The organism is Kitasatospora sp. NPDC033851, from assembly GCF_055576085.1.
In genome coordinates, this window is sequence record NZ_JBVIRL010000001.1 from 49,322 (window position 1) to 73,987 (window position 24,666).

At 74.8% G+C, this 24,666-nt stretch carries 26 protein-coding genes; 14 read left to right on the plus strand and 12 right to left on the minus strand.

What is annotated here, in order from left to right; all coding sequences use genetic code 11:
• The first annotated feature begins 10 nt into the window (after window positions 1-10).
• The 6 genes from ACZ51D_RS00240 to ACZ51D_RS00265 all read left to right on the plus strand — a co-directional run bounded on the left by ACZ51D_RS00240 (window position 11) and on the right by ACZ51D_RS00265 (window position 8,081).
• The gene (locus ACZ51D_RS00240; protein WP_465614939.1) at window positions 11-1,141 is read left to right on the plus strand and encodes a Rieske 2Fe-2S domain-containing protein; all 1,131 of its coding nucleotides are present in this window, start codon (window positions 11-13) and stop codon (window positions 1,139-1,141) included.
• A gap of 113 nt (window positions 1,142-1,254) precedes the next feature.
• Complete coding sequence (locus ACZ51D_RS00245; protein ID WP_465660602.1) at window positions 1,255-2,661, plus strand: serine/threonine-protein kinase; 1,407 nt, start codon at window positions 1,255-1,257, stop codon at window positions 2,659-2,661.
• A 612-nt stretch (window positions 2,662-3,273) separates the two neighbouring features.
• Window positions 3,274-4,092: an AfsR/SARP family transcriptional regulator gene (locus ACZ51D_RS00250; RefSeq protein WP_465614937.1), complete on the plus strand. Its 819-nt coding sequence runs from the start codon at window positions 3,274-3,276 to the stop codon at window positions 4,090-4,092.
• Window positions 4,093-4,151: 59 nt separating this feature from the next.
• On the plus strand, window positions 4,152-4,940 hold the full coding sequence (locus tag ACZ51D_RS00255) for an SDR family NAD(P)-dependent oxidoreductase (RefSeq protein ID WP_465614936.1): 789 nt from the start codon (window positions 4,152-4,154) through the stop codon (window positions 4,938-4,940).
• Window positions 4,941-5,000: 60 nt separating this feature from the next.
• Entirely contained in the window at window positions 5,001-7,433 is a 2,433-nt protein-coding gene (locus tag ACZ51D_RS00260) for a condensation domain-containing protein (protein WP_465660604.1), read from the plus strand.
• 213 nt (window positions 7,434-7,646) lie between these two features.
• On the plus strand, window positions 7,647-8,081 hold the full coding sequence (locus tag ACZ51D_RS00265; protein WP_465660606.1) for an SRPBCC family protein: 435 nt from the start codon (window positions 7,647-7,649) through the stop codon (window positions 8,079-8,081).
• 96 nt (window positions 8,082-8,177) lie between these two features.
• Here the strand turns inward: ACZ51D_RS00265 and ACZ51D_RS00270 are convergent, their stop codons facing one another.
• Window positions 8,178-9,377 (minus strand): PP2C family protein-serine/threonine phosphatase, encoded by a 1,200-nt coding sequence (locus ACZ51D_RS00270; protein WP_465614933.1) that lies wholly within the window; start codon window positions 9,375-9,377, stop codon window positions 8,178-8,180.
• Window positions 9,378-9,516: 139 nt separating this feature from the next.
• Here ACZ51D_RS00270 and ACZ51D_RS00275 point away from each other — a divergent pair, with 139 nt between their 5' ends.
• A complete protein-coding gene (locus tag ACZ51D_RS00275) occupies window positions 9,517-9,684 on the plus strand; it encodes a hydrophobic protein (protein WP_465614932.1) in 168 nt (55 codons plus the stop codon).
• 88 nt (window positions 9,685-9,772) lie between these two features.
• On the opposite strand, the gene ACZ51D_RS00280 is transcribed toward ACZ51D_RS00275, so the two are convergent.
• Both ACZ51D_RS00280 and ACZ51D_RS00285 read right to left on the minus strand, forming a co-directional pair.
• On the minus strand, window positions 9,773-9,937 hold the full coding sequence (locus tag ACZ51D_RS00280; protein ID WP_465614931.1) for a hypothetical protein: 165 nt from the start codon (window positions 9,935-9,937) through the stop codon (window positions 9,773-9,775).
• Window positions 9,938-10,023: 86 nt separating this feature from the next.
• Window positions 10,024-10,395: a low affinity iron permease family protein gene (locus ACZ51D_RS00285; RefSeq protein WP_360510055.1), complete on the minus strand. Its 372-nt coding sequence runs from the start codon at window positions 10,393-10,395 to the stop codon at window positions 10,024-10,026.
• Between the two features lie 241 nt (window positions 10,396-10,636).
• Here ACZ51D_RS00285 and ACZ51D_RS00290 point away from each other — a divergent pair, with 241 nt between their 5' ends.
• Window positions 10,637-11,689: a YihY/virulence factor BrkB family protein gene (locus ACZ51D_RS00290; RefSeq protein ID WP_465614929.1), complete on the plus strand. Its 1,053-nt coding sequence runs from the start codon at window positions 10,637-10,639 to the stop codon at window positions 11,687-11,689.
• Between the two features lie 90 nt (window positions 11,690-11,779).
• On the opposite strand, the gene ACZ51D_RS00295 is transcribed toward ACZ51D_RS00290, so the two are convergent.
• The 3 genes from ACZ51D_RS00295 to ACZ51D_RS00305 all read right to left on the minus strand — a co-directional run bounded on the left by ACZ51D_RS00295 (window position 11,780) and on the right by ACZ51D_RS00305 (window position 13,450).
• Complete coding sequence (locus tag ACZ51D_RS00295) at window positions 11,780-12,292, minus strand: hemerythrin domain-containing protein (RefSeq protein ID WP_465614928.1); 513 nt, start codon at window positions 12,290-12,292, stop codon at window positions 11,780-11,782.
• 121 nt (window positions 12,293-12,413) lie between these two features.
• Window positions 12,414-12,833 carry a hypothetical protein gene (locus ACZ51D_RS00300; protein WP_465614927.1) on the minus strand — a complete coding sequence of 140 codons (420 nt, stop codon included), beginning with the start codon at window positions 12,831-12,833 and terminating at the stop codon, window positions 12,414-12,416.
• Window positions 12,834-12,991: 158 nt separating this feature from the next.
• The gene (locus tag ACZ51D_RS00305) at window positions 12,992-13,450 is read right to left on the minus strand and encodes an SRPBCC family protein (RefSeq protein WP_360510051.1); all 459 of its coding nucleotides are present in this window, start codon (window positions 13,448-13,450) and stop codon (window positions 12,992-12,994) included.
• A 294-nt stretch (window positions 13,451-13,744) separates the two neighbouring features.
• On the opposite strand from ACZ51D_RS00305, the gene ACZ51D_RS00310 reads away from it, so the two are divergent.
• From ACZ51D_RS00310 to ACZ51D_RS00320, 3 genes are all read left to right on the plus strand, one after another.
• Entirely contained in the window at window positions 13,745-14,632 is an 888-nt protein-coding gene (locus tag ACZ51D_RS00310) for a Rieske (2Fe-2S) protein (RefSeq protein WP_465614926.1), read from the plus strand.
• Between the two features lie 241 nt (window positions 14,633-14,873).
• Window positions 14,874-15,530, plus strand: coding sequence for a HemK2/MTQ2 family protein methyltransferase (locus tag ACZ51D_RS00315; protein ID WP_465614925.1), 657 nt, complete (start codon window positions 14,874-14,876; stop codon window positions 15,528-15,530).
• A complete protein-coding gene (locus tag ACZ51D_RS00320; protein WP_360510048.1) occupies window positions 15,514-15,786 on the plus strand; it encodes a CDGSH iron-sulfur domain-containing protein in 273 nt (90 codons plus the stop codon). Before ACZ51D_RS00315 ends, ACZ51D_RS00320 begins: the two co-directional genes overlap by 17 nt.
• Here the strand turns inward: ACZ51D_RS00320 and ACZ51D_RS00325 are convergent.
• From ACZ51D_RS00325 to ACZ51D_RS00335, 3 genes are all read right to left on the minus strand, one after another.
• The gene (locus ACZ51D_RS00325) at window positions 15,724-16,803 is read right to left on the minus strand and encodes an iron-containing redox enzyme family protein (RefSeq protein ID WP_465615282.1); all 1,080 of its coding nucleotides are present in this window, start codon (window positions 16,801-16,803) and stop codon (window positions 15,724-15,726) included. The genes ACZ51D_RS00320 and ACZ51D_RS00325 overlap by 63 nt on opposite strands.
• A gap of 303 nt (window positions 16,804-17,106) precedes the next feature.
• Window positions 17,107-17,784: an HAD family hydrolase gene (locus ACZ51D_RS00330; protein WP_465614924.1), complete on the minus strand. Its 678-nt coding sequence runs from the start codon at window positions 17,782-17,784 to the stop codon at window positions 17,107-17,109.
• 80 nt (window positions 17,785-17,864) lie between these two features.
• A complete protein-coding gene (locus ACZ51D_RS00335; RefSeq protein WP_465614923.1) occupies window positions 17,865-18,893 on the minus strand; it encodes a SigB/SigF/SigG family RNA polymerase sigma factor in 1,029 nt (342 codons plus the stop codon).
• 266 nt (window positions 18,894-19,159) lie between these two features.
• Between ACZ51D_RS00335 and ACZ51D_RS00340 the strand changes: the two genes are divergently transcribed.
• Window positions 19,160-19,483 carry a plasmid stabilization protein gene (locus tag ACZ51D_RS00340; RefSeq protein ID WP_360510044.1) on the plus strand — a complete coding sequence of 108 codons (324 nt, stop codon included), beginning with the start codon at window positions 19,160-19,162 and terminating at the stop codon, window positions 19,481-19,483.
• A gap of 100 nt (window positions 19,484-19,583) precedes the next feature.
• On the opposite strand, the gene ACZ51D_RS00345 is transcribed toward ACZ51D_RS00340, so the two are convergent.
• On the minus strand, window positions 19,584-20,072 hold the full coding sequence (locus tag ACZ51D_RS00345; protein WP_465614922.1) for an ATP-binding protein: 489 nt from the start codon (window positions 20,070-20,072) through the stop codon (window positions 19,584-19,586).
• Window positions 20,073-20,373: 301 nt separating this feature from the next.
• Here ACZ51D_RS00345 and ACZ51D_RS00350 point away from each other — a divergent pair, with 301 nt between their 5' ends.
• The gene (locus tag ACZ51D_RS00350; protein WP_465614921.1) at window positions 20,374-21,609 is read left to right on the plus strand and encodes a carboxylate-amine ligase; all 1,236 of its coding nucleotides are present in this window, start codon (window positions 20,374-20,376) and stop codon (window positions 21,607-21,609) included.
• 13 nt (window positions 21,610-21,622) lie between these two features.
• Entirely contained in the window at window positions 21,623-22,624 is a 1,002-nt protein-coding gene (locus ACZ51D_RS00355) for a PHP domain-containing protein (RefSeq protein ID WP_465614920.1), read from the plus strand.
• A gap of 68 nt (window positions 22,625-22,692) precedes the next feature.
• Here ACZ51D_RS00355 and ACZ51D_RS00360 read toward each other — a convergent pair whose 3' ends face one another.
• Both ACZ51D_RS00360 and ACZ51D_RS00365 read right to left on the minus strand, forming a co-directional pair.
• Window positions 22,693-23,562, minus strand: a complete 870-nt coding sequence (locus ACZ51D_RS00360; protein WP_465614919.1) for a hypothetical protein — start codon at window positions 23,560-23,562, stop codon at window positions 22,693-22,695.
• 133 nt (window positions 23,563-23,695) lie between these two features.
• Window positions 23,696-24,637, minus strand: a complete 942-nt coding sequence (locus tag ACZ51D_RS00365) for a TIGR01777 family oxidoreductase (protein WP_465614918.1) — start codon at window positions 24,635-24,637, stop codon at window positions 23,696-23,698.
• Window positions 24,638-24,666: the final 29 nt, after the last annotated feature.

The following is a 24,666-nucleotide window of genomic DNA, read 5'->3' on the forward strand; positions in this document are numbered from 1 at the left end:
CAGGAGAGTCATGCGCGTGTCCCACCAGCACGTCCACCCCGTCAGCGACCGCCCCACGACGGCCGACGTCGCCCTGCCACCGGCCCTGCCCTACCCCGACGGCTGGTCCGCACTCGCCTTCTCCGCCGAACTCGAGCCCGGCACCGTCCTCACCCGCCAACTCGCCGGCGAGGACGTCGTGCTGTACCGGCTGCGCAACGGCCGTCTGCGCGCGATCCGTCCGTACTGCCCGCACCTGGGCGCCCACCTCGGCCTCGCCGAGGTCGAGGGCGACGACCTGGTCTGCCCCTTCCACCGGTTCGCCTTCGACGCCGACGGCCGCTGCGTACGGACCGGCTACGGCACCCCGCCGCCGAAGGCCGCCCTGGCGCAACTGCCGGTGCGGGAGGTCAACGAGGCCGTCTTCGTCTGGCGCCACCACGACGGCCGGGAGCCCGACTGGGAGATCCCGTCCTGGCACCTGCTCGGCGACGGACGGCAGCCGCTGCGCTACGCCTCCTTCGAGATGCCCGGCTACGCCCAGGACGTCATAGAGAACTCCTTCGACCTGGGCCACTTCGTCACCCTGCACGGCTGGCCGCAGGGCGAGCTGGCGGCCCCCGTGACCTTCGACGGCACCCGCTTCCACATCTCGATGCGGGTGCGGGAGACCTTCCCGCTACTCGGCCTGCGGCAGGTCGACGTGGAGGTGGACGGGTACGGCCTCGCCGCCCTGCACACCGATGTGCGCACGCCCTCGCTCGGCCTGGAGATCTGCTCGCTGGTGATGGCCACCCAGGTCGCCCCCGGCCGGATGCAGTTGCGGCAGGCGAGCCGCTTCGTCATGCGGGAGCCGGCCGGCCTGCCGCCGGCCGTCGCCCGGACGGTCAGCCGCGCGGTGACCGCGATGCTGGCGGGGCCCATGTTCAAGCGCAACCTCGAGTTCACCGCGGCCGACTTCCCGATCTGGTCCACCAAGAAGTACCTGTCGCCGCCCCGGCTCGCCGCCGGTGACGGGCCGATCGGCACGATGCGGCACTGGGCTCGGCAGTTCTACCCGGCGGACCACCAGGCGCACCTCCCGGCGCCGGCCGCGACCCCCGCGAGCGGCACCCCGGGCGGCGCCCCCGCGGGCACCCCCAGCGGCGTCGCCCGCGGCTGAACGGCGCCCGCCCGTACGGGATCCCGTCCCCCGCATCCGGAACCGGAACCGCGCCTCCGGGCAGTACCGTCTGGCGTGGAGTACGGGGCGGGCGCAGCGAGGGGAGAATCGGCGTGGAGGCGCTGGGGGACGGGGATCCGCGGCAGTTCGGCGAGTACCGCCTGCTGCGGAGACTCGGTGCGGGCGGAATGGGCCGGGTGTACCTGGGCCGTACGGCGGGCGGGCGCACGGTGGCCGTCAAGCTGGTGCACGACCAGTACGCGGCAGACCCGGAGTTCCGGGTCCGGTTCCGCAACGAGGTGGCCGCCGCGCGGCGGGTCGGCGGGCGGTGGACGGCCCCCGTACTGGACGCGGACACCGAGGGCGCCCAGCCGTGGGTGGCCACCGGATACGTCGCCGGCCCCTCCCTGGGCACCGCCGTACGGGACTTCGGCCCGCTGCCCGAACCGGCCGTCCGCTCGCTCGGCGTGGGGCTCGCCGAGGCCCTGCAGGCCGTGCACGCACAGGGATTGGTGCACCGGGACGTCAAGCCGTCGAACGTGCTGCTGGCGCTGGACGGCCCGCGGCTGATCGACTTCGGGATCACCCGGGCCCTGGACGCGGCGACCGCGCTCACCCGCTCCGGCTTCGTGGTCGGCTCCCCCGGCTACCTCTCCCCCGAGCAGGCCGAAGGCCGGGGCGCCGGGCCCGCCTCGGACGTCTTCTCACTGGGCGCCGTGCTCGCCCACGCCGCCACCGGCACCGCACCGTTCGGCTCCGGGGTGAGCGCGGCCGTGATGCTCTACCGGGTGCTCCACGAGGAGCCCGAACTCGACATCGCGGACCAGGAGTTGCATGCCATCGTGGCGGACTGCCTGGCCAAGGACCCGGACCGGCGGCCCACCCCGGAGCAGTTGCGCGAGCGGCTGACGGCGCACGACCGGACGGCGGGCAAGCGGCTGGAGGGGCGGACCTGGCTGCCGTCTGCGATCGCCGCCGCGCTGGCCACCCTGGCCGTCGAGCTGCTGGACCTGGACGGCGAGTCACCCGCCCAACCCAGCCCCCGACCGGGCCGCCGACCGGCCGCGCAATCGCCCGCCCAACAGGCCGCTCAACAGGCCGCTCAACCGGCCTCGCCTCCGGGGCGGTTCGGGCCGGCGCCGGCCTGGGCCACTCTGCCGCCCCCGCCGTCCGCGGCCACCACCGTCCCCGCGCCGCCCCCGCGCGCCTACCCGCCGTACCCGCACCCGTACCCGCACCCGCACCCGCACCCGCACCCGCACCCGGCCGTCGCCGCACGGGTCGCGCCACCCTGGTCCTCGTCGCCGTGCTGGCCGTCGCACTGGCGGGTACGGCGGTGTTCCTGGCCACCCGCGACGAAGACACCGGCACCGCGAAGCCGCCGCCGTCGACCTCGGCGGCCCCCGCCACCCCCACCGCGACGTCCGACGGCGCGATCCCGGCCGCCTTCCTCGGCACCTGGCAGGGCACCCTGGGCAGCGAGCAGACCTTCCTCAAGCCCGACTTCACGATCGTCCTGAGCCAGGGCCGCCCCAACGACCCGGTCGCCCAGATCCACAACAACGGCGGCGTCGGCACCCGTTACTGCGACGCCGTCGCCAACCTCGTCCAGGCCACCGCCGACCGGGTGGTCCTGCGCACCGCCCCGATGAACTCGCTGAGCGGCTGCGCCGCCGACCCGCACGACCAGGTGTACACCCGCAACCCGGACGGCAGCCTGCACCTGCTGGTCGGCGGATTCTCGGGCGACCTGCGGAAGAAGTAGCCCCCACGGCCCCGATGGCCCCTGCGGGCCCCATGTCCCCCCGCGGCCCCCGTGTCCCCGATGGCGGCCCCGTGCGGCGGGGCGGCCCCACCCCGGGTGCCGCTCCGCCGCGTCGGGCTGCCCGGAAGCCCCCACCAGAGCGCCCGGAACCGCGCTCGACGGGCACTCGAGGAATCCGGCCCCCGCCGCTTGGCAGAACTAGGGTGCGACGCGTCCACCCCACCATCCCCCGGTTTCGAACACCTGTCCGCCCCAGGGGCCCGAGCACGAGCACGAGTACGAGTACGAGTACGAGTACGAGCAGCACCTGACACGACCACGTGACCCGCGCACCGACAACCGTCCCGCGCACGAAGGGAGAACCGCCATGCAGCTCAGAGTCCTCGGCCCCCTCACCGCCGACCTCAACGGCATCTCCGTCGTCCCCTCCGCAGGCAAGCAGCGCCAGATCCTCGCCCTCCTGGCGCTCTACCCGAACCGGGTCCTGCCCACGGCCACCCTGATCGAGGAGATCTGGGGCGACGACCCGCCCAGACAGGCGCTCACCACGATGCAGACGTACATCCTGCAGCTGCGCCGCCGCATCACCCAGGCCCTCGGGCCGACCCCGCACACCACCGCCAAGGACATCCTCACCACCCGGCACGGCGGCTACCAGCTCACCGCGCACGCGGACGACCTGGACGTCCACACCTACAACCTGCTGCTCACCCAGGGCCAGCACGCCTTCAACCACGGCCACGACCACCAGGCCGCCGCCCGCTTCCGCCAGGCCCTCGCGCTCTGGCACGGCCCCGCCCTCGTCGACGTGCGGCCCGGGCCGATCCTCACCATCGAGATCATGCGCCTGGAGGAGAGCCGGCTGATCACCCTGGAGCGGCGCATCGACACCGATCTGCGGCTCGGCCGGCACAACGAGCTGATCCCCGAACTCACCCACCTGACCCACCAGCACCCGCACCACGAGGGCCTGCACGCCCAGGCCATGGTCGCGCTCTACCGGGCCGGCCGGCAGACCAGCGCCCTCACCGCCTACCACCACCTGCGGCGCCGGCTGACCACCGAACTCGGCATCCAGCCCTCCCCGCACCTGCAGCACCTGCAGCACGCCATCCTCACCCTGGACCCGACCCTCAACACGCCCACCACCGCCCACCCGACCACCTACAACCTGTACTCGGCCTGAGCCCCGCCCGGATGGCCGCGCCCGCCGACCTCTCCCAGCCCTCACCCACAGGACGCGTCATGACCACCGCACCCGAGCAACCCCTCGCCCTGATCACCGGCGGTACCCGCGGCATCGGCCTGGCCATCGCCCGCGAACTCGGCAGCCGCGGCCACCGTGTCTTCATCTGCGCCCGCACCGCCCAGCACATCGACCAGGCGCTGGCCACCCTGCGCGGCGAGGGCCACCAGGCCGACGGCCTGCCGTGCGACGTCCGCGACCCCGCCCAGGTCGCCGAGCTGATCCGGCACGCGGTCGCCGAACACGGCCCGATCACCGTGCTGGTCAACAACGCCGGACGCACCGGCGGCGGGCCCACCGCGACCACCACCGACGACCTGTGGTACGACGTCATCGACACCAATCTGAACGCCGTCTTCCTGGTCACCCGGGAAACCCTCCGGCACGGCCACATCACCAGCACCACGCACCCCCGCATCATCAACATCGCGTCCACGGCCGGGAAACAGGCCGTCACCCTGGGCGCGCCGTACACCGCGAGCAAGCACGCCGTGATCGGCTTCACCCGGGCGCTGGCCAAGGAGCTGGCTCCCACCGGCACCACCGTCAACGCCATCTGCCCCGGCTACGTCCAGACCCCGCACACCACCCGGATCCACCACGAGTACGCGACCGCCTACAACACCACCCCCGAGACCATCCACCAACACTTCCGGACGCACATCCCGCTCGGCCGCTACACCACCCCCGAGGAGGTCGCCTCGCTGGCCGGCTACCTCACCACCCCGACCGCCGCCAGCATCACCGCCCAGGCACTCAACGTCTGCGGCGGCCTCGCCACCCAGTAACCCCGGCGCGATCCTGGCCGGCCCACGGGAAGGACTCGGGCTCCGGTGCCCTGATCAGTGATGACGAACCGTCAGTTCTCCAGCGCACCCGTCACCTTGCTGGTGTCCGGCGCACCCGCGCCCGAGCCCTGCCTGCCCGCCGCCCGCCCGCCGAGACGGCTCGACGCCGGGGCGGTGAGCGCCGCACTGGCCCGCACGGCGGCCGGGCCCCGGCCGGCCGCCGTCCGGCCCGCCCGGGCGAAGGAGTTCCTGCTGGTCGAGCTGCACCGGACGTACCGGCCGGACGTGCTGCGCGCCGCGCTGGAGGCCGCTCTGCAGGCCGTCCTGCCGGAGCCGGGCGGCACCGGGGCGGACCTGCTGTGGCAGCGAACGGCGGACGGCCCGGAGGACCTCGACCGGCTGCTCACCGAGCTGGGGCGCAGCCTCGCCACCGGGCCCCGACTGCGGGCGGTCCTGGTCGAGGACCCACGGGACGGCAGGTCCGGCCCGGACAGCCCGCACGACTCGGACGGCACGCACGGCACGCACGGCGCGCACGGCCCGGTGCGGCTCTTCGTCGGCCTCGCGCCCGGCCCGCCCGGGCCCGCCCTCGCGCTGCTGGAGGAGCTGCGCCAAGCGCTGGCGCACCCGCCGGAGCCCGTCACCGTGCCGACCAGCGCGCTGCAGCGGGAGATGTTGCGCCAGGTCCTCGGGCAGCCGGACCACGGCGGTCGGCACGTCGAACAGCTGTCCTGGCACTGGCACGGGCCGCTGGACACCGAGCGCTTCACGGCGGCCTGGCAGTCCGTCATCGACCACGAGACGGTGCTGCGCGCGGCCTTCGACTGGGACGAGGACGGCGACGGGAACGGCAACGAGGACCGCCACGGCGGCCGCGACCGCGAGCCGTGGATGGTGCTCCACGAACACGCCGCCCCCGAGGTCACCCGGCACCCGCACGACGCCGCCGACTGGGACGAACTGCTCGCCGCCGACCGCCGACGCGGCTTCGACCTGCGCCGCCCCGCCCTGCTGCGCGCCACCCTGCTCGACACCCCGCCGGACGCCGACGAGGGACCCGCCACCCGGGTGCTGCTCAGCTACCACCACGCGATGCTGGACGGCTGGAGCGTGCGCCTGCTGCTGCAGTCCTTCTACCGCGCCTACCTCACCGGCGGCGTCCTGCCCGGCGGCGAGCGCCGCCCCGACATACGCGACCACGCCCGCTGGCTGCAGGCCGAAAACACCGACGCCGCACGGCAGTTCTGGTCCACCCGGCCCGGCGCCACCGCCGTCCTGCCGCTCGCCCCCGACCCGCGCCGACGCGGCAGCGGCCGAGCCCGGCGCCGGCTCACCCCGTACGAGGCGGTACGGCTGCGCGGCTGGGCGGCCGCCTCGGGCGCGGGCGAGAGCAGCGCGCTGCAGGCCGCCTGGGCGCTGCTGCTGTACCGCGCCGCGCAGGCCGGCCGGCCCCGCCGCCCGGCCCAGGCCGTGCGGGTCGGCTTCGCGGTGACCGTCTCCGGCCGGGGCATCCCGCTGGACGGCATCGACCGGCTGCCCGGCGCGCTGCGCAACCCGCTGCCGATCACCGTCCGGGTCCACCCGGGCACCACCGTGCCGCAACTGCTCGCGGCACTGCGCGACGGGGTCCTCGACCTCGCCGCGTACGAGTGGGTCTCCCCCGGGCAGGCACACCACTGGACCGCCGGCTCACGCGGACCACGGCCCAATAGCCTCGTCGTGCTGGAACACCAGCCGACCGCGACGCACCACCTGCGGCTGGAGAACGACCTGGCCGCACACGGCATCCACGTGGAGAGCCCGGCACCGGCCGGCACCTTCACCTCGTACCCGATCACCCTCGCCGCCCACTACGACACCACCGGCGGCCTGGTCCTCACCACCACCCACGACCGCGCCCTGCTCGCCGACCAGGACGCCGTCGAACTCCTCAGCCAGAGCGCCCACTTGCTGCGCAGCTTCCCGGACCTGCCGAGCGCGCTGAGCACCACCGAGGTGCTGCGCACCACGCTCGCCGGACAGCCGGCGCCACGGCTGGGCGAGCCCGGGGGCGGCGCCGCGGAGTCCGCGGGCCGCCCGGACGGCCCGGGCGGCCCAGCAGGCTCCGGGGTCCCGGGCGCGGACAGCCCGGCGGTGCGGCTGGACGTGCTGCGCCAGGCCACCCGCCCGGGCGCGGGCTGGGTGCTGCTGCTGTCCCCGCCCGGCGTCCCGCGCACCCGCTACCCCGGCGCCGCCCGCGGCTGGCCCGGCCCGCAGGCCCTCGGTGTGCTGCGCCCGGTCGAGACCGACCCACCGGCCGCCGCCTACCGGCCGGTACTCGGCCCGCTGCTGGAGTCCCGCGCGCCGGTCGCACTCGTCGCCCCGCCGGGGCTCGGCGTGACCGCGTACGAGATCGCCCGGCTGGGCCCCCCGGCCCACCCGCCACTGGTGGTGCTGCTCGGCGAGGACAGCGACCTGGCGGCAGTGGCGGCGCTACTGGGCGGGCGGACGTGACCCGCCCGGCAGGCCGTGCCCGCACCCGCGCGAGGACCGACTCCCCTGCGTGCCGGAGGAGTCGCGGCCGGCGTGCGCAGCCCTCGGTGGACCGCGACGCCGTCGGGCACCTCGCCGGAGCGGACGGGCACCCTGCGGACGGGCACCTCTCCGGGGCGGGCGCGCACCCTGCGGACGGGCACCCGGCGCCCGGGCGGCACTACGGTGGGCCTCATGGCCCGTTTCGTCCTGACCCGCCGTTCGCCGCTGCCGCCGGCCGTCTGCTGGGAGCGGCTGACGGCCTGGCCCCGGCACGGGGAGCGGGTGCCGTTCACCCGGGTCGGCGTCGCGCGGGGCACCGGCCGGGAGGCGGGCGACGTCGTCCTGGCCCGGACGTCCGTCGGGCCGCTGCGACTCGACGACCCGATGGAGATCGTCGAGCTGGCCGCTCCCGCACCCGGGCGCGACGGGCTCTGCCGGTTGGTCAAGCGCGGCCGCCCGGTGCGTGGCGGGGCCGTGCTGCGAGTCCGGGCCGTGGACGGCGGCAGTGAGGCGGTCTGGGCGGAGGAGCTGCGGATCGCCGGTCTGCCCCGGTTCGCCGATCCGGTCATCGCTGCCCTGGGGGGCGTCGTGTTCGGCCGGGTGCTGGACCGGCTGCTGGAGCCGTAGTCCGCGAACACCCTCCGGCCGACCTCAGGGCGCCGGCCTGCCGCAGGGCCCTGGCCTGCCTCGGGGCCGGACCAGAGCTCAGGGCCCGACCAGAGCTCAGGGCCCGGGCCGGTGCGGGTGCCACTCCGCCAGCAGGATGGTGGCGTCGTCGCGCAGTTGGTGGTCCTGGTGCGTGACCAGGGCGTGGATCAGGTGGCGCAGGGCCTCGGGGGCGGGGTCTCCGCCGGCCATGTGCTGGACGAGGGTGTCGGTCAGGCGGTGTTCCCCGAATAGTTCGCCGGAGGTCGAGCGGGCCTCGGTGACCCCGTCGGTGTAGACCAGCAGCCGGTCGCCGGGCTGCAGTCTGGCGTGGTGGACGGGCTGCGGACCGTCCTCGTGGAAGCCGAGCCCGAGCGGCAGTTCGGCGGGCCGGCGCAGGGCGTCCGGGACGACACGGCCGTCCCGGATGAGCAGCGGCGGCGGGTGGCCGCAGTTGACCCAGGCCAGTTCGCCGGTGGCCGTGTCGAGGTCGGCGATCACCGCAGTCAGCAGCCGGTCGGGGATCCACTGGGCCAGCGTGCGGTCGATGGCCCGGACGATGTCGGCCAGGCCGCCGCCGGCCCGTCGGGTGCAGCGGCAGGCGGCCAGCGCGACCGAGCTGGCGCCACCGGAGGCCAGGTCGTGGCCCATCGCGTCGAACAGGGACACGTGCAGGCGGCTGCCCGCCATCGAGTGGTCGAAGGCGTCCCCGCCCACGTCGTAGGCCGGTTCCAGGACGGCGCTGGAGGTGACGTGGCGAGTGCCGATGGTGCGTGGTGGCAGGAAGGCCCACAGCAGTTCGGCCTGGAGGCTCATCCGCTCCCTGCGGCCGACCTCCACGATGACGTCGCTGTACGCGCTCTTCGACACCACCAGCAGCGCGACCAGGGCCGCCAGCGCCTCGCAGCCGTCGATCGTGCCCCGGTCCCGCGCCCCGCCTTCGATCCGCAGGACGCCGATCCGCTCGACTCCGTCGACCAGCGGGAACCAGCCGACCGTGGACGGTCCCGAGGAGAGCTGGGTCTGCTGCAGCCGGTAGGCGCGGCCGCCGAGCGTCCCCTCGATGTCGATCTGGTGGCCGTCAGCCCCGTCCTCGGAACCGGGCAGCGGGACGAGGTGCCGCTGCTGGACGTCGGCCAGGAAGACCCACGCCCCGTCCGCGCCCAGCGCGCGGGCCGCCTCCCGGACCAGCCCGGGCAGCTCCGCCGCCCCGCCCTCCCGGGAACGGGCCAGCAGCCGGGCCAGCACGCCGCCCAGCACGGCATCGTCGCAGCTCACCGCTCGCACCTCCTGTCGGCTCCGCGCCTTCCCAGTGACGGCCCGATGCCGCACGTACGGACGGGGCCACGCATGGACGCGGCCGAAGCGGGCACACGCTGTTGCCGAACGGCTCGCTCCCCGTGGAAGGACGATCCCCATGCTCATTCTCGTTCTCGTCCTGTTGCTCGCGCTCATCCTGGGCGGCGCGGGCTTCGCCATACACATCCTGTGGTGGATCGCGCTCGCCGTCCTGGTGCTGTGGGTCCTGGGCTTCGTGTTCACCTCGGGTGACCGCGGCGGCGGCCGACGGTGGTACCGGTGGTAGCCATACCCCTCGCAGGACCGTCGCCCCGGCCATGGCCGGGGCGACGGTCCTGGCCGGGGCGGCCCCGGCCGGCGCGGGCGCGGGTCTGTCACGGCGCCCGGGTGTCGGCTGCGGGCGGCTCGGGCTCGTCGTCGTCCTCCCCCTTGGCCCGGACGTCCGGCGGTGTGGGGGCGGTGATGTTCCGCTGCTCCGAGGACCGCTCGCGCGTCTCGTCGTCGACCTGCGGGGTTTCGTTCGCCTCGGGAACGCTCATGGCAATCGTCCTTCCGTCAACGTGTCGGCCAGGGTGGCCTCCACCAGGGTGGCCTTCAGTGGTGCGGTGACCGCCGGGCTCAGGGCTCAGACCTCCTCCTCCATGCCGATGGCCTTTTCGAGTGCGCTGCGGGCATCGCCCGGGTCCTTCCCGTCGGCCTGCCGCAGCAGGGCGGTGGCAATGGCGTCGAGTTTGCGCTGAACGGCGTGCTCCGCTCGGCGTTCGGCGTTCTTGAGCAGGGTCAGGAGCAGGAGGTTCAGCGCGGTCATGGTGTCCCCGACCAGGATCTGCCACTCCAGGGCCAGGCCGGCGGCGTGCACCGCCACGAAGGCCAGCACCAGGAGCACGCAGGCCGCGTAGAAGGCCGGGGAGCTGGTGAGGTTGGAGGCCGCCTCCGCCAACCGTTCGAACCGGCCCCGGCCCGTACGGCTGCGCTCGGATGGATGCTGGAAGGCCATGACGCCGTTCCCGTCGCCGGACCGGTCAGGACGCCGGGCGCGGCCGGCGACGCGGCGGCACCCTTCGCGCACCGCCCTGGGGGATCCCGTTCACAGCTGCCTCCTCGTCCCGTGCTGTGTTCTGCTGTCCCGTGCTGCGTCCGCTGTCGCTTCGCGCGTGCCCGGCCCACGGCGGAGCAATCCGTGCCGACGACCGGAGATCCGCGGGTGTCGGCCCGCGCGGCGGGGGCAGACGCCGGATGTGAACCCGATCGAACGAGCCCTGCGGGGCGTGGACGGTTTCCAGCAACGCCACCGGGCTTCCGGCGTGGTGGTAGGCGTCGTACGCAAGTACGGGGACGACCGCGGCGGGCTGCTGTCCGCCCTGATCACGTACTACGGCTTCGTCGCCCTGATCCCCCTGCTGCTCCTGCTCAGCACCGTGCTCGGATTCGTCCTGCACGGCCATCCCGGCGCCCAGCGCTCGGTCGTGGACTCCGCGCTCGCCGACTTCCCGATCATCGGCGACCAACTGCGCCAGAACGTCCACTCCCTCCAGGGCAGTGGCCTGGCCCTGCTCATCGGCGCGCTCGGAATGCTGTACGGGGCGCTCGGCATCGCGCAGGTCCTCCAGCACGCCATGGCCGAGGTCTGGAACATCCCCGGGGTGCAGCGGCCCGGCTACTTGCCCCGGCTGGCGCGCAGCCTGCTGCTGTTCGCCGTGCTGGGCACCGGGCTGGTACTGGGCACGGCGGCCGCCTCGCTGCTCGGCACCGCCCTGGGCGGGGTGCCCGCCCGGATCGGGGGCCTGATCGTCTCGGCGCTGCTGAACACCGCCCTGTGCCTGGCCTGCTTCCGGGTGCTCACCCCACGCGAGGTCCCCACCCGGGCACTGTGGCCCGGCTGCGCGCTCGCCGGGCCGCTGTTCACCGCCCTCCAGGCCAGCGGCTCACTCCTGGTCACCCACGAGCTGCGCCACGCGAGCCAGATCTACGGCTTCTTCGCGACCGTGATCGGTCTGCTCTTCTGGCTCTACCTGGCCGCCCAGGTCACCGTGTACGCGGCCGAGACCAACGTCGTGCTCGCCCGCCGGCTCTGGCCGCGCAGCCTGCTGCAGCCGCCGCTCACGGACGCCGACGAGGCGGTCCTGTCCTCCGTCGCCCGGCAGGAGGAACGCCGCCCCGAACAGCACGTCGACGTGTCCTTCCAGGAGGAGGAAGGGCCCGAGGGCGACGGGAAAGAGCCCGGAGACGGGAAGAAGTCGGGGGGCGGGAAGAAGTCGGGCGGCGGCGGCCGGGGCCGGGGGGACGGATGACCGGCCTCCCGGCCCTCAGACCTCGAGAACGGACCCCTCACCGGTGAGGCTCACTGGTGAGGGGTCGATTCCTTCCGCGTTCCCGGGCGGTCAGCCCTCCAGCGCGTCGGCGATGCGGCGCAGCACACCACCGGAGGTCGGTCGGCGCGGTGCGGTCTCGCGCACGGCCTGCATCCGCTCGCCGATCTCCCGCAGCTCATTGCGGCCGAGGGCGGCCCGGACCTTCGGGAACCAGTCGTCCTCTTCCTCTTCGATGTGCCGCTCGACGGCGTCGATCAGGACGGCGGTCTTGGCGTCGTAGCCGTCGTCGTCGGGGGCCATCCGGCTCAGCTCCTCGCAGAGCAGGTCGGCGACGTGGTGTTCCTCCTTGGCACGGTCCATGGTCTCGGCGAGCCCGGGCACCTCCTTGCGGATCCTGGGGTAGACCAGCTCGTCCTCCAGGTAGGTGTGGACGGTCAGCGCCTCGACGATCTGCTCGACCTTCTCGTGCCGCGCCTGCGCGCCGCCGTCGCCGTCGCCCTGGACGAGTCCCCGGTACTCGCGGAACAGGCGGCGGACTTCCTTGTGGTCCTCCCGCAGCAGGACGATGGCATCGTTCGACATCGTGTGTCTCCTTGTCGATGGTCTTCCCCCATCGCCCGGGCGTGTCCCCGGACGGCTCCCGGCCAAACGCGGCCCGGCGACGGGGGCAGCGCCCGCCCCGGACCGTTCCTCCGCGTTGCGGTCAGTGCTCGCCGTGGCCGCCGTAGCGCTTCTGCCACTCCCGGGCGCGGGCGTTGTGCCATTCCACGCCCTGCACCGCCTGGTGTTCGGACAGGCCGCTCAGTCGGGCGACCACGCTGATCGGGACGGGCTCGTCGCTGTCCGCGATGGCTCGGCAGACCTTGCCGGCCCACTGCTCCTCCTGGACGAAGGGGCGGTGGCGGTAGTCCTCGATCAGGGCGGCCAGGTGGTCGACCGAGCAGGCCATGAGGATGCGTTTGCCGTCCAGGTCCGGGTCGGTGGGGTGCAGCGCGGAGGAATCCGGCACCAGGGCGCCGAGCAGGTCGGCGTTGGCGACGGCCAGTCCGCAGTGGTCGCACAGGTCCAACTGGTCCGCGTCGTCGCCGGCGGGATCGCCGGTCGGTGGTCCGATGTCCTCCATGCCGCCGCGCCTACCCCGCGTGGCCGAGGCCAACCGGGCCGGTGTGGGCGGCGGCCCGGGAAGCGGCTCGTCGGTCCCCGGGTGTCGCGCACACCCGTGCGGCTCCGCCCCTGGGGACGGAGCCGCACGGGATGCTGCCGCACGGGACGGAGCCGGGATCAGCCGGGGCTGATCCGCCCCCGCCAGCCGCCTTCCTCCTGGCCGCGGTGCTCGATGAACTCCTTGAACCGCTTCAGGTCCCCCTTGACCCGCCGGTCGACCGCACCCATCGCGGAGCCGGCCTTCTCGACCATGCCCTCGGGCCGGAAGTCGATGGCCATGTTGATCCGGGTGCGCCCCTCGTCGAGCCGCTGGAACGTCACCACGCCCTTCTGCTCGACCTCGCCGTCCGTGGTGCGCCAGGCGATCCGCTCGTCGGGCAGCTGGTCGACGATCTCGGTGTCGAACTCGCGGCTGACGCCGCCGATGCTGGTGCGCCAGTGGTTGTGCCGGTCGTCCAGCTGGGTCACCGCTTGGACGCCCTCCATGAAGCGCGGGAACTCCTCGAACTGGGTCCACTGGTTGTAGGCGGTGTGCAGCGGGACGTCGACGTCGACCGATTCCTTCACGATGCTCATCCGTGGCCTCCTCGCTGGTACGGGCCGGGTCATTTCCCGGCCGACCGCGCGTCTGCCCGGAGGGCCCCGGTGTAACCGTCCCGGCCCCGGTCGGGTCCGGGAGGGCCGAGAGGGCCGAGAGGGCCGAGAGGGCCGGGACGGTGGTCAGCCCGCCAGGATCGCGACCGGGTCCCCCAGGCCGCCGACCCGGCCCGGCCTGCCCCGCGCGGCTACCCTGATCGGCTCATGACACCACCCGGCTGACACCACCCGGCTCCGGGGTTTGGCCGGCCCGTGCCCGGCTAGCCGCTCGGTATGGACACCTCACCCCTGCACACCCACCGCTGGTCCCGTCGGCTGCGCCGCGCCCTGGAGGCGCCGGAGCACTGGGACTTCCTCGACGCCCCGGCCCAGCCGCTCGCCGACGCGGCCGAGGCACTCCCGCTCGGGCCGTACCGCGACGCCCTGCACGGTGTGTGGCTCGGCCATCCGCTCCACCCGGCGCTGGTCCAGCTCCCCCTGGGCTGCTGGACGTCCGCCGCCCTGCTGGACTTCACCCCGGGCGGGCGCCGGTCGGCGGGCACCCTGGTGGCGGCCGGGCTGCTGGCCGCCGGACCCGCCGCGCTCGCCGGCTGGGTGGACTGGGCGCGGCTCGATCCGCCGCGCCGCCGCACCGGCCTGGTGCACGCGCTCTCCAACACCACCGGGGTACTGCTCTACGCCGGGTCGCTGCTGGCACGCTGCCGGGGGCACCGCGTCCGCGGCCGGGCGCTCGGCCTGGCCGGGCTGAGCGCCGTCTCGGCCGGGGCCGCGCTCGGCGCGCACCTGTCCTACCGGCAGGCCGCCGGACCGGACCGGGCCGCCGCCGTCCCCCGGTTGGCGCCGGCCGACTGGGTCGGCCTCGGCCCGCTGGAGGACTTCCCGGCCGACCGGGCCGTCCGCCGGACCGCCGGTGAGCTGGCCGTGGTCGTGGTCCGGGACGGCGAGAGCTGCCACGTGCTGGCCGAGCGCTGCGCCCACCTGTCCGGGCCGCTGTCCGAGGGCACCGTCGCCGACGGCTGCCTGCGCTGCCCGTGGCACGGCAGCGAGTTCCGGCTGCGGGACGGCCAGGTGGTGCACGGTCCGGCCACCGCGCCGCAGCCGGTGCTGGAGACCCGGGTGCTCTCGGGGCACCTGGAGGTGCGGCTGCCGGGGGCAGGGTGACCGGCGCCGGTTGGCTGGGGCAGGTGACTGGCGCCGGTTGGTTGGGGCCGGTTGACCAGGGCTGATTGGCTGGAGCCGGTTGACCGCGTCACCGGGCGGCGTTTCGCGCCCACGACCGGGGGGCAGCCGCCCGGGGAGCACGCCTGGAGGAAACGACCGCCGTCGTCCGATGGCCCGACCCGCGCCGCCGCGCCTGCCCGGGCCTGACGGTGCGGACGAAACGACCGGAAAGACACTCGTCATGCTGGTGCTTCGACCACCCGGGGTCTATCCCCCGCAGGGGGACACCCGGCTGCTGGCCCGGTGCGTGCGCCGGGAGCATCTGGACGCCTCCGGGCGGGTGCTCGACCTCTGCACCGGAACGGGGGCGGTCGCGCTGGTGGCCGCGCGGACGGGGGCGCAGGTCACCGCGGTGGACCTGTCCGCCCGCTCCGTCGCGACCGCCTGGCTGAACAGCCGCCTGCACCACCTCCGTATCCGGCTGCGCCGGGGCGATCTGCTGGCCCCGGTGGCCGGTGGGCGGTTCGACCTGATCACCGCCAATCCCCCGTACGTCCCCGTCGATCCCGCCGCGGGCGCGGCCGGCCGGGGCGCCGCGCTGGCCTGGGACGCCGGGCCGGACGGGCGGCTCGTCCTGGACCGGATCTGCCGGACGGCCCCCGGCCTGCTCGCCACCGGCGGTGTGCTGCTGCTCGTGCAGTCCTCGCTCGCGGACGTCCCCGCCACCCTCGCGCTGCTGCGCGCGGCGGGGCTGCGCGTGCACGTGGCGGCCCGGCGGCGGCAGCGGTTCGGGCCGGTGATGACCGCACGGGCCGCGCTGTTCGAGCGGCGCGGGCTGATCCGGCCGGGTGAGCGCGAGGAGGAGCTGGTGGTGGTGCGCGGTGTCCGCGAACGCTGACCGGGACGCGACCAGGGTGGTCGTCGTGCCGGGCGGTCCCCTGCTGGTCGAGGGCCCGGTGGAGGTGGTCCTGCCGGACGGCACGGTCCGGGTCTCCGAGCGCCCCGTGGTGGCGCTGTGCGCCTGCCGCCGGAGCCGGATCTACCCGTTCTGCGACACCAGCCACCGCAGGCGCGGCCGGCCGGGGCGGGGCTCAGGACGGACCGGCGGCCAGGGCGGGGCCGTCGGGCAGGGCGGGGCCGTCGGGCAGGGGTGAGCGGAGGGAGGTCCGCCCGGCCCGCCAGCAGTCGAGCAGGTGGTCCGCGAAGCGGCCGTCCACGACCGCGGCGGCGGCGATGCCGAACGCCACGTCCTTCGCCGACTCCGGCTCCGCGGCGACCAGTTCCTCGATGACCCCGCGCCGCACCAACTGCTCGTGGACGGCGTCCGCCTCGACGTGCTCGCGGTAGAAGAGGGTGCCGTCCGGGCCGCCGCCGAGCCGTTCGAGCGCCGCGGCCAGCCGGGCCGATCCGGGCGAGGAGGTGATCTCGATGGTGGCGAACTGCCCGACCGCCGCGAAGCGCAGGGCCCGGTGCAGGCCGAGGAGCGTCATCAGGTTGACCACCGCCAGGGTCGGCGCGGGAACCAGGTCCAGGTAGTGCCGGTAGCCGGGGTCCAGGCCGAAGGCCGTCATCATCCGGGCGAACAGCAGGGCGTGCGCCCGTTCGGGCCGTCCGGCGCCGTACTCGTCGTACAGGATCGCCATCAGCGCCGCCTGCGCGGGGCCGTGGATCCTCGGCAGCATCCACAGCTGCGGGTCCGCCTCCTTGAGGTGGTACAGCGAGCGGTGCACCAGGTACTCGCGGGCGTGCCGGAGTTCGCCCTCGGCCAGCAGGAAGTGCGAGGGACCGGTGCCGTCTGGGGGATCCGTCAGCGCCCGCTCCAGCGCCTCCCCCAGCGGCGGGACGGGGTCCGCCTCCGCGCGCACCTCGGCGAGGAACGGCCGTTCCAACGAGCGTCGCAGCGAGAGGAGTTCGGGGTCCCACTCCCAGCCGGGGTCGACGCCCGGCAGGCCCCGGTCGTGGAGTTCGTAGCAGAGGTGGAGAGCGAGCTGGTGGTCCTCGCCCCAGGGGTGGGTGAAGGGCCCGGGCGGCGCGAGCAGGCGTCCGGCACCGGGCGCTCCCGCGCCCGCCAGCGCGAGCACCGCCGCCGACAGGGGCCCGCGCGGGGCGGGCGGGCCGCCCGTCGCCGCCGGGTGGTCGCCGAACCGTACGTCCCGCTGCCGCCCGTCCATGCCCTTCGCCTCCATACGCTTCGCCTCCATACGCTCCGCCTCCATACCCTCCGCCTCGTCGCCGCGCAGTACTCCGGGTCTGCGCAGTGCTCCGGGTCTACGCAGTACTCCCGGTCCGCAGGGTGCTTTCGGTCCGCCGTAGCGGGTGCCCGGGGTGCGCGGCCGCTAACGCGACGGGCGGGCCCCAACCGGACGGCGAGCGACCCGGATGCCCCGGCGAGCACGCACCTGCCCGCGAGCAGGGAGCCCCTGGGCGGCTCCCCCGCCGTACCGAGGGCCGGCGACAGGGCGGCCGTGGCGCCGTCAGCCCACGGGCCGTTGCACGAGCAGGCTGCTGTCGAGGTCGGCAAGCAGCTCGGCGGTGTCGCGGTGGACCTCGGCGGCGCCCGCGCCGAGGAGTTCCTGCGCGGAGAAGCCGCCGCTCTCGACAGCGACGCAGGGCACCCCGGCACGGTCGGCGGCGGCGATGTCCCAGACCGTGTCGCCGACGAACACCGTGTCCCGGGGGGCCGCGCCCGCACGGTCCAGGGCGGCTCGGACGAGGTCGGGCGCGGGTTTGGTGGCGGCCACGTCGTCCGCGGTGGTGGCGGCCGCGATCACGTCGTCGGCGTCCAGTGCGCGGCGCAGCACGGTCAGTTCCCGCTCGGAGGCGGAGCTGGCCAGGACGACCCGCAGGCCCCGGGCGGCGCAGGCGTGGAGGAGGTCGGCAGCGCCGGGCAGTGGCGTGATCGCGGGCCAGTGGGCGGCGTAGAGGGCGTCGTGGGCGGCGGTGATCGCGTCGTCGTCGCCGTGGTCGCGGTCCTCGCCGAGCAGGTGGTCGAGCAGTTGGTCGGCGCCCATGCCGATCGCCCGGTGGACCCGGGCGGTCGGGACCGTCCGGTCGTGCTGTCGCAGGGCTTGCCACCAGGCGAGCGCGTGGAAGTAGGCCGTGTCGAGCAGGGTCCCGTCGACGTCGAAGAGCGCCGCCGCGGTCGTGGTCACCTGGTCCTCCTTCGGTCCGCCGGACGTGGCCGTACGCTCGGGACGCTCTCGCTTAGCGCCCTCGGCGCCGGCCGACGGTCTCAGGCCGGGTCGTGCGGTCCGTCCGGGTCGTGCGGTCCGTCCGGGTCGCGAGGCGAATCGGCTTCCTCGGCCTCGTCGGCTTCCTCGGATTCCTCGACTTCGTCGGTCCAGCCGGGGGCCTCGCGGTCCTCCAGCTGTTCGCGCAGCCGCGTGAGGGTGGCGCTGAGCAGTCGGGAGACGTGCATCTGCGAGACGCCTATGCGTTCGGCGATCTGGGACTGGGTGCAGCCGTCCCAGAAGCGGAGCTTGAGGACGATCTGCTCGCGTCGCGGCAGGTCGGCGAGCAGCGGGCGCACGGCGGTGCGGAAGTCGACGAGTTCGATGCCCGGGTCGTAGCTGCCGAGCCGGTCGAGCAGGGCGCTGCCGCTCTCGTCGGCGTCCTGGTCGCGCAGCGCGTCCAGGGAGTTGGGGCGGTAGACCCGGCCCGCGAGCAGCCCCTCGGTGGCCTGTTCGACGGTGAGGTGCAGGCCCTCGGCGAGCTCCTCGGGCTGCGGCAGCCGGCCGAGTTCCTGTTCGAGGCGGTCCGAGCCGCGGGCGACGGTCAGGTACAGCTCCTGCATGCTGCGCGGCACCCGCACCGGCCAGGAGGTGTCGCGGAAGAACCGCTTGATCTCGCCGGTGATGGTCGGGATGGCGTAGGTGACGAACTCGACGCCGCGCTGTGGGTCGTAGCCGTCGACGGCCTTGATCAGGCCGATCGTGCCGACCTGGAGGATGTCCTCCATGTCCTCGGCGCGGTGCCGGAAGCGGGCGGCGATGAAGCGCACCAGCGGCATGTTGAGTTCGATGATCGTGCCGCGGACGTAGCTGTAGGCGTGGGATTCCCGGGCGAGGCCGGCCAGACGTTCGAACAGGGCGTCGCTGATTTCGCGGGCCTCCGTCTTCCCCATCGACCTCAGTTCGGCCTCGGAGGGTCTCGGCGGGAGGTCGGCAGGCAGATCCGGCAGGTCGGCGGGCAGAACGGGAGGCGTGACGGCATCCTGGCGGGCTGTTTCCAGTGAGGTGGACACTTGACTTCTCCTGGGCATCGGGGTGAACGCCCGGCGACGGGGCGCGAGCTTTCGTTCGCGCGTCGGGGGCTTCTTCCCCCAGGACCTGTGCCCGGCTTCTTCAAGCGCGGTCCCGGTGGCACCCGGCGGGTGCTGGAGCGGCCGGATCCGGTCGTGGCCGCTGCATGAGGTTCTACCCGACATACGACATTGAATTCATGTTTCGATCGTTTTTTTCTGATTTGTACGGGTAGTCGCGATCCCGTCACACCTCGAACCACCTCGGCCACGAAAGGAGGGGCATCATGCCCCGAGGATCCAGCCCCAAGCGGGAGCGCCAGTACGAGCACATCAAGGAGAGCGCGCTCGACCGGGGCGAGAGCGAGAAGCGGGCCAAGGAGATCGCCGCCCGGACGGTCAACAAGGAGCGCGCCCGGCACGGCGAGTCGGAGACCGCGAGCCGCAGCTCGATCAATGACGTGTCCTCCGGCCACCGCGGCGGGAAGCGCTCACACAGCGGTTCCCAGGGTCCGACCTACGACCAGCTGTACAACGAGGCCAAGCACCGCAACATCAAGGGCCGTTCGAAGATGAACAAACGCGAGCTGGCGAACGCGCTCGGCCACTGAGCCGAGCCGACCGACACCCGGCCGGCACCGGCGCCAAACCGGTGCCGGTGCCTAACCGGTGCCGGTGCCGGTGCCGCCTCCGGGGTCACGTCCTCCGGGGTCACGCCCCCCGGGGTCCCGTACGGCCCTCATGACCCGTCAGCTCGTGTTCTCCGCCATGGTCGACAAGAGGGACCGGGGCCGCCACCTCCAGCCAGACCCGCTTCCCGCCGCCCTCCGGCTCCGAGCCCCAGGACCGGGAGAGCCGCTCCACCACCCGCAGCCCGTGCCCGCCCGGCCGACCCGGGTCGGCGTACGGGCGCAGCCTCGGCGGCACCGGGCTCGCGTCCGCGACCTCGACCCGCAGCCGCTCGCCGTCCCAGCGCAACCGCAGCTCACGCGGGCCGCCGGGGGCGTGCATGCAAGCGTTGGTGACCAGCTCGGAGACCATCAGCAGGACATCTTCGACCACCAACTGCCGCTCCTCGTCGGCGGTCGGCAGCCAGTGCCAGGACCGCAGCACCTGCCGGCTGAACACACGGCTGCGCTGCACCGCACCGGCGCCGACCCAACTGCCGCCGCGGCCGGGGAAGACGAGCCTCCTGCTCACCTCCGCGCTCGGTGCCCCGACGGGGCGTGGGAGCGACACATGTCCGAAGAGGTCCATACCGTCCCCCTCACGCCGATCCGGGGTCGCCGGACCCACCCGGATCCCGCGGTGCCGGACCCGGCGGGTCCGTCCCGGAGGTGGCCCGGCAGGCCGCCTGGTCCTCGTCCATGACCAGCGTCTGCCCGGCGCTCCTGCGCCTACACGCGCGCCTGCACGCGCCCGGGCGCGGGGCCGGCAGCAGCCTCGGGCGCAGGCCCGTCGGACGACGTTTCGGCGCCGGCCGCCCGGCAAGACGCCCGCCATGCGGATCCACATCCCTCCGAGCCCCGGCCTCGCGACCGACGCCGGGCCCGGGCCGATCGACGTCAAGGGCGCCGCGTGCGGCGCACCCGCCCCGGGGCGGCGAGCCGCGGTCACCGGGGGAGCAGCCAGGCCGGTTCTGCCCACCTTCGGGGTGGAGGAGGAGTTCCTGCTGGTCGACCGGCACACCCGGCTGCCCGCCGAGCGTGCGCCCCAGGTCATCGCGGACGCCGCGACCGTGCTGGGCGAGCAGGTCCAGGCCGAGTTCTTCGCCGTTCAGGTGGAGGTGTGCACGCAGCCTGCCACCCGGCTCGACGAGTTGCGGGCCGACCTCGTCCGCCTGCGCTCGGTCGTCGCGGCCGCGGCGGCCGACGCCGACTGCCTGCTGGTGGCCTCGGGCACGCCGGTGCTCGGCGACCCGCGGCCGGGCCGGGTCACCGACGACCCGCGCTACCGGGCGATGGCGGCCCGCTACGAGGGGGTGGTCGACGGCTACGCCGGCGCGCTCTGCGGCTGCCACGTCCACCTGGGGACGGTGAGCCGCGGACAGGCGCTGGCACTGGGCAACCACCTGCGTCCCTGGCTTCCGGTCGTCCAGGCCATCGCGGTCAACTCCCCGTTCACGGACGGCCGGGACAGCGGGTACGCGAGCTGGCGCACCGTCCGGTGGGCGCGCTGGCCCACCGTCGGCCCGGCCCCGGTGCTGGACGAGGAGCAGTACGAGGCCCTGGTGGCCGCCCTGGTGAGGTCCGGCGTCCTGCTCGACCGCCGGATGGTCTACTGGTACGCCCGGCCGTCGGAGCACGTCCCGACGCTGGAGGTCCGGGTCGCCGACGTCAACGCAGACCTGCGGACCGTCCTGCTGCTCGCCGCGCTGCTGCGGGGGCTCGCCGTCGTCCTGCTCGACGAGATCGGCGAGGGACGGCCGGCCCCCGTGTGTCCGGCCGCGGTGGTCCGCGCCTCCCACTGGCAGGCCGCCCGCAGCGGTCTGTCCGGGAACGGCGTCGACCCGCTCACCGGACGGCACGTCCCGATGGCCGCGCTCGCCGACCGCCTCCTCGAACGGGCCGCCCCCGGCCTGGCCGCCGCCGGTGACCTGGCCACGGTGGAAGCCGCCCTCACCCGGATCCACCGGCACGGCACCGGCGCCGACCGCCAGCGGCGCGCGCTGCGCCGCCGGGGCCGGCTGACCGCCGTGGTCGACGAGCTGGCGGCGCTCACCCTCGCGGCGCCCTGAGGCGGTCACGGCCGTGGACCCGACCGAAGCGCTGCGGCGGATCGCCTTCCTGCTGGAGTGGAACGGAGCCTCGCCCTACCGGGTCCGGGCGTTCCACACGGCCGCCGACGCGGTCCACGGCCTGGCGCCCGGGCCGGTGGACGCCGCCCGGGTCCGTCGGCTGCGGGGCGTCGGACCGGTCACCTCCGAGGTCATCGCGCAGGCCTCCACGGGCGTGACACCGCCGTACCTGGCCCGGCTGGAGGCCGAGGCGGGGCCCGCCGCGGCCGCCGGGTGGCAGCTGCTCGGCGCCGCGCGGGGCGACTGCCACCTGCACTCCGACTGGTCCGACGGCGGCCGCCCGATCGGGGAGATGGCCGAGGCCGCCCGCACTCTCGGGCACCGCTGGGCCGCGCTCACCGACCACTCGCCCCGGCTGACGATCGCCCACGGCCTCGAACCCGAACGGCTGCGGCGCCAACTCGACGCGGTCGCGGCCTGGAACGAGCAGGACGGCCCGTTCCGGCTGCTGACCGGGATCGAGTGCGACATCCTCGAGGACGGCTCCCTCGACCAGGAGCCGGACCTGCTCGGACGGCTCGACCTCGTGGTGGCCTCCGTGCACTCGAAGCTGCGCGCCGACCCGGAGCCGATGACCGCCCGGATGCTGGCGGCGGTCCGCGACCCGCGCACCGACGTCCTCGGGCACTGCACCGGGCGGATCGTCACCGGGCGGGGCCGGCCACCGTCCCGCTTCGACGCCGAGGCCGTCTTCACGGCCTGCGCCGAGGCCGGCACGGCGGTGGAGATCAACTGCCGCCCCGAGCGCCGCGATCCGCCCGACGAGCTGCTGCGCCTGGCGGCCGAGACGGGCTGCCTGTTCGCCGTCGACACCGACGCCCACGCGCCCGAGCAGCTCCACTGGTTCACCTCCGGGTACGCCCGCGCCGCCCGCCTCGGCCTCGGCCCCGAACGGCTGGTCACCACCTGGCCACGCGAACGCCTGCTGGCGTGGGCGGGACCGACCCGGGGCTGATCACGCCTCCGTGCCCGGGCAGCTCTGGCAGCTCTGGCGGGTCCGGGCCCAGCCGGGTCAGCAGGGGGTCAGCGGCCCGATCGTCGGCTCCAGTCCAGGTACTGCCGGCGGACGTACCCGCGCGGGTCGCCGTCGGCGGTGACGCCGTCGTGGTCGGCCAGTTGCTCGGCCGCGAACCGCGCGCCCGCCACCTCCTCCAGGTCCGCGTCGCCGGTGCCCACCGCCAGCCGGTCGCACAGCGCGGCGCGGCGCAGCAGGTACTCGCGCCGCCGCCGGGGCGGCTCGTTGCCGCTGCGCCGGTACGCGTCGAGGTGCCGGTTCTCCTCCGCGACGGCGGGCGCGTCCGCGTACGCCTCCCCGGGCGTGGGCACCGTCCCGACCGGCACGGTCCGTGCGGGTGGGGGCGGGAGCGGCGGCAGGCCGTGGGCGGAGAGCACGGCGTCCGCGAACTCCGGGCGGTCGACGGGCAGGCCGTGCCGGCCGAAGAGGGCGAACAGCTCGGCGAGGGCGCGCGGTTCGACTCCACGCGGCCGGTCGTCGTCGTCGATCGTGAGTTCGCCGAGGAGCGGACCCCAGAACCGGCCGGGTGGGTCGACGAGCCGCAGCCGCAGACGGACCCGATGGGCGCTGTTCTCCTGCTCCTCGTCGAAGTCCATGGCCATCCCCCGGATCTCCGACCAGGTGTAGTGCTTCGCGACGAGCAGGCGCACCACGGTGAGGCCCGACTCCGTCTCCCGCAGCCAGAACGTGCGCGGCGCGCCGACCGTCACGGCGGCGACGATTGCGGCGCCGATCAGCAGGGTCGTCCCGACGCTCGTGGCGCCGGTCGAGCTCAGCACGATCGCCGCGATCAGGGCCGGCAGGCAGCCGACCCCGATGACGTCCGCCCGTCGCCGCATGAACGCCAGCCGTATCAAGGCCAGTTGTCCCGTCGCCATCCCGCCCCTCCCCGGTCGTGCTCCCACCCTCGCGGTCGGCGCGCGGCCCGGACAAGCGCGGGCCGGCAGCTGTGACGGCTCCGTGACGAACCCGCCCGCCACACCGGCCCGCTGCCCGCTGCCCGCTGCCTCCCTACCTCCCGCGCAGGCGCCGGACGAGGTCGCGGGCAGCGGCCGGCCAGCGCGGGTACTCGAAGGTGAAACCGGCCTCGAGCAGCCGGGTCGGGACGACGCGGCGGCTCTTCAGCAGCAGTTCGGACTCGGAGCGCAGGGTGAAGGCGCCGATTTCGGCCATCCAGCGCGCGGCGGGCAGGGCCAGCGGCATGCCCCAGGCCGTGCGCAGGTCGCGCATGAACTCGCGTTGGGGCAGCGGGTGCGGGGCGGCGAGGTTGACCGGACCGGTCAGCTCCTCGTGGGCGATCAGGAAGTCGACGGCGCGGGCGAAGTCGTGTTCGTGGATCCAGGAGACGTACTGCGCGCCGCCCGCGATCGGGCCGCCGGCACCGAGGCGGGCCAGCCAGGAGAGCGAGTCGAAGGCGCCGCCGCGTTCGGCGCCGAGGACGACGGCGGTGCGCAGCGCGACCTTGCGGGTGGCCGGGGTGTCGGCTTCCGCCTGGGCCGCTTCCCAGGCCCGGGCGATGTCGATGCTGTACCGCCAGGAGGCCGGGGCGTCGGGTTCGGCGCCGCCGATCAGGCCGTCGTGCTCGCCGTTCGGGGCGTCGTGGCGGTGGGCGTAGACGGTGGCGGTGCTCATCTGCAGCCAGACGGCGGGCGGGCGGCGCGCGGCCGCGACGGCCAGGCCGACGGCGCGGGTGGAGAGGACCCGGGAGTCCATCATCTCGCGCCGGTTCTCCTCCGTGTAGCGGCAGTTGACGCTGCGCCCGGCGAGGTTGACCACGACGTCGCTGCCGTCGATCTGCTCCGCCCAGGCTCCGAGCGTGCGCCCGTCCCAGCCGACCTGCCGGGGTCGGTCGGGTCTGCGGCTCAGGGTGACCACCTGGTGTCCGGCGGCGGTCAGGCTGCGGTCGAGCAGCATGCCGAGGGCGCCGGCTCCTCCGGGAATGACGACCTTCATGCGTTCCCCCTCTTCTTCTCGGGCCAGCC